The organism is Mycobacterium sp., assembly GCF_035653355.1.
Lineage (GTDB): Bacteria > Actinomycetota > Actinomycetes > Mycobacteriales > Mycobacteriaceae > Mycobacterium.
Genome location: NZ_DASRBZ010000051.1, coordinates 1 through 6,138, shown reverse-complemented (window position 1 = coordinate 6,138; position 6,138 = coordinate 1). Strand labels below are relative to the sequence as shown.

Below are 6,138 nucleotides of genomic sequence, written 5' to 3'. Positions count from 1 at the left end.
CAACGGCCATCCGGGCGCTGACCGTCGGGCTGCGCGATGCCGACGCGTTCTGCGACCGGACCGCCGAAGCCCTTACTGCACTGGCGTGTTCGCCGTGGCGACCGGACGCGACAGGCGACGCCTAGGCGGCGGCCCGCTCCTCCTCGCGGACTTCCGGTTGCGGGGAGTTCTTCGGCGGGAAGGTCAGCTTGACGATCTTGCGCACCACGGTGCCGAACTGGCGCAGCAGCGGCCCGCTGTTGTACGGGATGCCGTAGCGTTCGCAGATCGCCCGGACTTCGGGTGCGATATCTCTATAGCGGGGCGCCGGCATGTCCGGGAAGAGATGATGCTCGATCTGGTGCGACAGATTGCCGGACAGCAGATGAAAGAGCTTGCCGCCGGTCAGGTTTGCTGAACCGAGGATCTGCCGGAAGTACCACATCCCGCGAGTCTCGTTCTGCGTCTCCTCGATCGAGAATTCCTGCGTTCCCTCGGGGAAGTGTCCGCAGAAGATGATCATGTACGACCACACGTTGCGGATCAGATTGGCCGACAGGTTTCCGGTGAAAACGAACGGCGCGAACGGCCCGGCCAACAGCGGGAAGGCGACGTAGTCCTTTAGTAATTGCCGGCGGGTCTTGCGCCAGATCCCCTTCAGGGTCTCGCGCTTGTCGGCCAGCGAGATCTCGCCGGCGCGAATGCGTTCGGTTTCCAGTTCGTGCAGCGCGACGCCGTACTGGAACAACACCATCAGCAGGAACGCGTAGAGGGGGTTGCCCAGGTAGTAGGGATGCCAGCGCTGGTCTTCGCTCATCCGCAGGATGCCGTAGCCGATGTCGCGGTCCATCCCGACGATGTTGGTGTGGGTGTGGTGCATGTAGTTGTGTGAGTGCCGCCATTGCTCCGCCGGGCATGCGGTGTCCCATTCGAAGCTGCGGCCAGAGATCGACGGGTCACGCATCCAGTCGTACTGGCCGTGCATGACGTTGTGCCCGATCTCCATGTTGTCGAGGATTTTTGACAGCGCGAGCATCGCGGTGCCGGCCAGCCAGAACGGGGGAATGATCCCGCCGAACAGCATTGCCCGTCCGCCTATTTCGAGAACGCGCTGGGTCTTGATGACGGCGCGGATGTAGTCGGCGTCGCGTTCGCCGAGGTCGGCCATGACGCGTTCCTTGATGGCGTCGAGTTCGCGACCGAACTCCTCGGCTTGTTCCGGTGTGAGGGTGATGGTGGGCTGTGACATGACTTCTCCTTGGGGCTTAGAGGACCAGTTCGACGTCACCGACCGGAACGGACACGCAGATCTGCACGTCTTCGTCGGGGGCTGTCGATACCGCGCCGGTGGTCAGATTGCGCACGACGCCGCACGTTTTGCGGCGGGTGCACGTGTGGCAGATACCCATCCGGCAACCGCTTTCGGGCGATAGCCCGGCAGCTTCGGCCTGCTCGAGTATCGGGCGTCCGTCGTCGACGGTGTCGATACGGCTGTTAGCGAACGTGATTCGGCCACCTGACGCCTTTGCAGGCGGTTCGAACGTCGGCGCCACGAAGCTTTCCGCATGGGCGTTCGGACACTGGTCGCGGACCGCCTGCACCAAGGCCGGAGGCCCACAGACGTACACCGCATCCGGGGCCGGCATGGCGACATCCAGGTGCTCCGAGCCGAAGCGACCGTTCAGGTCGCCGGTGCCCGACCGGGTGTAGCCGTGCAGCACCCGCACGCCGGGCATCGTGGCGAGCTCGTCGCGGTAGCACGCCTCGGCCGGGTTACGCGCGTAGTGGACGAACGCGATCTCGCCGTCGTGGCCCTCGGCGACCAACGTGCGCAGCATCGCCATCACGGGGGTGATGCCGCTGCCGCCCGAGACGAACAGAATCCGCCGGGGCCGCGAGGCGGGCAGCACGAAGTCGCCACCGACACCGTCCAGACCCACCACCATGCCGGTGCGGGCGCGCTCATACAGGTAGTTCGAGACCAGTCCGCCGTCGTGGCGCCCGATCGTCAGCTCGAGCCGGCGGGCGCCCTCGGCGTTGGCCGGCGAATAGCAGCGCGTGTGGCGGCGGCCGTTGATTTCGACGGCGAGGTTCAGATACTGGCCGGCCTTGAGGTCGGCGGTGAAGGCGGCGTTGGGCGCGAGTGTCAGGGTGACGCTACGTGGTGTGGTCCGACGCACATCGACGACCTTGGCCCGCGCCTCGCCCAAGGTCCATGTGGGCGCCACCAGCTCGGTGTAACGGTCGACGCCGTGCGGACCGGTCAGCAGGTCGACCAGGCCGGAACCGGCCAACCGCTGCTGCAGAGTCCGCGTCAAAGTTTGAGTGAACATATGTACACCGTGCGACGCAATCAGCGGGTTCGTCAAGGTCTTATGCCACTATGTGGTAGCTTTCACATGGTGAACGGTCGTACGCCTGACTCACGGCCGCAGCGGTCGGGTCATTCCCGTAGCCGGGAACGCCCCTCCCGAGAAGAACGCAAAGAGGCCACCCGGCGGGCCATCGTCGCGGCCGCGCTGAAGCTGCTCGACGACCGCAGCTTCGGCAGCCTGAGCTTGCGGGAGGTCACGCGCGAAGCCGGGATCGTGCCGGCGGCGTTCTACCGCCACTTTGAGTCGATGGAGGCCCTGGGGCTGGTCTTGATCGACGAATCGTTTCGGACCCTGCGCGACATGCTGCGTGGCGCGCGCGCCGGCAAGCTGGACCCGAACCGGGTCATCGAGTCATCGGTGGAGATCCTCGTCGCCAGTGTCAGCGAGCGACGCGAGCACTGGCGCTTCATCGGGCGCGAGCGCTCCAGCGGGGTGACGGTGCTGCGCTACGCCATCCGTACCGAGATCCGGCTTATCACCTCTGAGCTGGCCACCGACCTCGCCCGCTTCCCCGGCTTGAACGCGTGGAGCACCGAGGATCTCAACGTGCTGGCCACGCTTTTCGTCAACTCGATGATCGTGATCGCCGAGGCCATCGAAGACGCGCAGAGTACCGAGGCGCTCGAGGAGATCAAACGGATCGCGGTCAAGCAGTTGCGGATGATCGCAATCGGCGTGGCCGACTGGCGAAGCAGCCAGTGATCAGGCGTTCTCTAGCTGCGGATCCATCGCCGCGACGATGATGAACCAATGGGCATCAAAATGCGCGACCTTCTCGGCAGTTCGCTCGAATCGCTGCGTTACGAGCCCACCGAGAAGAGGTTGCGCGCGTACCTCGACGGCGAACTGATCGCCGACACCCGTCATGGCCGTCTGCTGTGGGAGCCGCGGCGGGTGGTTCCGACGTACGCGGTGCCGGTCTCGGACCTGTCGGCCCGCCTCGAGCCCGTCGAAACCCCGGCAAAGCACAGCGACCGCCCGTTTTTCGACCCAAGCATCCCGTTCGCGGCGCACACCTGCCCAGGCGCGATGTTCGACGTCGCGATCGACGGGACGCGGCGCGCAGCGGGCGCGTTCCGGCCCGACGATCCGGACCTCGCGGATTACGTCGCGCTCGACTTCGGCGCGTTCGAGTGGCGGGAAGAGAACGAGCCGATCGTGGCCCACCCGCACGACCCGTTCAAACGGATCGACGTCCTGGCCAGCACCTGCCACGTCCGGGTGGAACTGGACGGGCGGCTGCTGGCCGAATCGTCACGACCGATGTTGCTGTTCGAGACGCTGCTGCCGGTCCGGTTCTACCTACCGCCCGACGACGTGGTGGTCGACCTTCAGCCGAGCGATACCGTCACCTACTGCGCGTACAAGGGTCGCGCGTCGTACTACTCGGTGCCCGATGGTCCTGCCGATGTGGCCTGGACCTACCACCAGCCGCTGCACGACGCCGAGCCGGTGCGCGACCGAATCGCCTTTTTCGACGAGCGGGTCGACGTCGTCGCCGACGGCGAGCGCCGGGAACGTCCGGCCACCCAGTGGTCGCATTGACGGTGGTTAGGTCGCGCACCACCGGCAAGCTGACCGACCTCACCGGCCCGGGGATCACCGACCGCTGGGGCGTCACGTGCGCCGACCTGGGTGCATCGGTGCAGGCACCCAACGGCACGCTGGTGTCGGTATTCGGGGACACCTTCTCCGGCGCGAAAGTTGGTGCCGGCGAGTGGCGTTCGCCGGTGATCCTGATCGGCGCGGGCGATGCCACCCATGCGATCAGCTACCACCGCGCCGGCGGCGACGATCCGGATTACGCACGGCAGCTGTGGCACTACGAGCACCGCGACAGCGGTGCAACCCGCCGCGGCATCAGCACGGTGATTCCCTCCGATCTGTTGCGGGTGGACCGCGCCCTTTATCTGCACGCGATCGTCAACCGCGGTTTCGGCAACGTCGTCTGGACTGAGATCTGGAGATCTGACGACAGCGGAATCTCGTGGCGCCACTTAGGTGATCGCGCGAAGTTCGCGGGGCGGCTGCACCGGGGCCACGCGCAGTGCTGGTCGTGGGACTATGACCCCGACGACGGCTGGGTCTATCTGGTATCCACCGGCTTTCAGCGTGACAAAGGCATCATCTTGAGGCGCGTTCGTCCCCGCGGCATCGGAGACGCGCGCCAGTACTGGGGATGGGGTGTGGCGAACGGTCGCTGGGCGTGGGGCCGCACTCCGACCCCGATCACTCCGGTTGGCGAAACCTGGGGTGAGCTGTCGTTGCGCCGACTGGGCGCGGGAAGGTGGATCCTCGGCGGATTCCTGTCGTCCCATTACGCGCTCGGATACCGGGTCATCGAGTCCCCTACCGCGCTATCGGATACACCGGTTCAGCTGCCCATCGTCGGGACCGGTTGGGACGCGGAAGACCACACGGACAACCGGGTCGCGCAGCTCTACGGCGGATACGTTCTTCCTGGCTCGCGACTCGAAGTCGCCGGGGGTGTCGGGCTGGCGGTCTCACAGTGGAACACCGCGCACGGTTGGCCTTACCGGGTGATGCAGTTTCGGGCGACGCTGCGCGACACAACCATTTCCGGGCGCAGCGCTGCCGATCGGGTCAGCCTTTGAACGCGATCACTCGTCGGCAACCTCGAACAGTGAATCGCCGTCCTCCGGCGTTCCACTGACCTGCCCGTGATGTGCCCGCCCGGGAGGTACCTCGGTCGGAGGTTCCTCGTCCGCAGCGGCGTCCAGCACGTCGGGCCGCTCGGCGGCGAGTTTGTCGTCGAGCGATGGACCCTCGCGCTCTTCGCGCTCGGTCATGCCGAACCGGTTAGCCTCGCTCCAGTGCTCGGGCGGGTCCACCACGATGTCGCCGTCGTCGTTGCGGATCTCGTCAGAGTCGGTTGACTCGCTCTGATTCAGGGTGTCACCCGGACCGCCCTCTTCGGGGAAGTCTGATGGGTCGACAAGTTCGTCGGCATTGTCTGTAGCCATAGGCCACGGTTGCCCCTGGTGTAGGGCAACTAAACCGCTGGTCGTGCGCCTCCGCTGGCCGCTCAGAAGTTCAGCGGGTAGCCGCCGCTGACCTTCACGGTTTCACCGGTGATGAAGGAGGACTCGTCGGAACAGAGGTACAGCATGGCCGACACGACGTCGTCCATGGTGCCAAGCCGGTGCACGAGCTGGCGCTCCCGGACGATGTCGTCGACCAGCGCATGTGGGAGATCGGCGAGCGCATTCTCGGTGTTCATCAGCCCTGGAGCGATTGCGTTGACCCGGATTCGGTCCGGGGACAGCTCGTAGGCGAAGGCGACGGTCAAGCCGCGCACCGCGAGCTTGGAAACACCGTACGGGCTGATGTTCATGAAACCGGCCATCGACGAGATGTTCAGCACCACGCCGCCGCCGCGCTCACGCATCGAATCACGGCACGCCAGAGTGCAATTGACCACCCCGATCACATTCACATTGAACAGGCCGCGCAGGTCGTCACGGGACAGCACGTGAAACGGTTGGTTGTACTTCGTCAGATGACGGCCGGCGTTGTTGATCAAGATGTCGATGCCGCCGAGCTCTTTGATCGCTGTACCGACGGCGGTGTCCACCTGGCGTTCGACGGCGACGTCGCATGTCACGGCAATCGCCTGGGTCCCTTCGGAGGTCAAGTCGGCGACAGTGCGGTCTGCGGCGGCGCGGTCGATATCGGCGATTGCCACGCTCGCTCCTTCACCGGTTAGCGCGCGGGCGAACGCTCGGCCCAGCCCCGTCGCGCCGCCGGTGATAAAGGCGGTCTT

The 6,138-nt window shown here is 65.7% G+C and carries 7 protein-coding genes; 3 read left to right on the top strand and 4 right to left on the bottom strand.

Going from position 1 to position 6,138, the window contains the following annotated elements; all coding sequences use genetic code 11:
- Nucleotides 1–121: 121 nt before the first annotated feature.
- Both VFA16_RS01590 and VFA16_RS01585 read right to left on the bottom strand, forming a co-directional pair.
- Nucleotides 122–1,228: an acyl-CoA desaturase gene (locus VFA16_RS01590; RefSeq protein ID WP_324966133.1), complete on the bottom strand. Its 1,107-nt coding sequence runs from the start codon at nucleotides 1,226–1,228 to the stop codon at nucleotides 122–124.
- 16 nt (nucleotides 1,229–1,244) lie between these two features.
- The gene (locus tag VFA16_RS01585; protein ID WP_324966132.1) at nucleotides 1,245–2,312 is read right to left on the bottom strand and encodes a ferredoxin reductase; all 1,068 of its coding nucleotides are present in this window, start codon (nucleotides 2,310–2,312) and stop codon (nucleotides 1,245–1,247) included.
- A 69-nt stretch (nucleotides 2,313–2,381) separates the two neighbouring features.
- Between VFA16_RS01585 and VFA16_RS01580 the strand changes: the two genes are divergently transcribed.
- Genes VFA16_RS01580 through VFA16_RS01570 form a run of 3 tightly spaced genes read left to right on the top strand, consistent with a single transcriptional unit; the run spans nucleotide 2,382 to nucleotide 4,969 of the window.
- Nucleotides 2,382–3,056, top strand: a complete 675-nt coding sequence (locus VFA16_RS01580; RefSeq protein ID WP_324966131.1) for a TetR family transcriptional regulator — start codon at nucleotides 2,382–2,384, stop codon at nucleotides 3,054–3,056.
- A gap of 48 nt (nucleotides 3,057–3,104) precedes the next feature.
- Nucleotides 3,105–3,899, top strand: a complete 795-nt coding sequence (locus VFA16_RS01575; protein ID WP_324966130.1) for a DUF427 domain-containing protein — start codon at nucleotides 3,105–3,107, stop codon at nucleotides 3,897–3,899.
- The gene (locus tag VFA16_RS01570; RefSeq protein ID WP_414687611.1) at nucleotides 3,896–4,969 is read left to right on the top strand and encodes a DUF4185 domain-containing protein; all 1,074 of its coding nucleotides are present in this window, start codon (nucleotides 3,896–3,898) and stop codon (nucleotides 4,967–4,969) included. Before VFA16_RS01575 ends, VFA16_RS01570 begins: the two co-directional genes overlap by 4 nt.
- A gap of 6 nt (nucleotides 4,970–4,975) precedes the next feature.
- Here the strand turns inward: VFA16_RS01570 and VFA16_RS01565 are convergent, their stop codons facing one another.
- Nucleotides 4,976–5,338, bottom strand: a complete 363-nt coding sequence (locus tag VFA16_RS01565) for a hypothetical protein (protein ID WP_324966128.1) — start codon at nucleotides 5,336–5,338, stop codon at nucleotides 4,976–4,978.
- Between the two features lie 62 nt (nucleotides 5,339–5,400).
- Nucleotides 5,401–6,138, bottom strand: a 738-nt coding sequence (locus tag VFA16_RS01560; RefSeq protein WP_324966127.1) for an SDR family oxidoreductase, incomplete at its 5' end; no start/stop codon positions are given.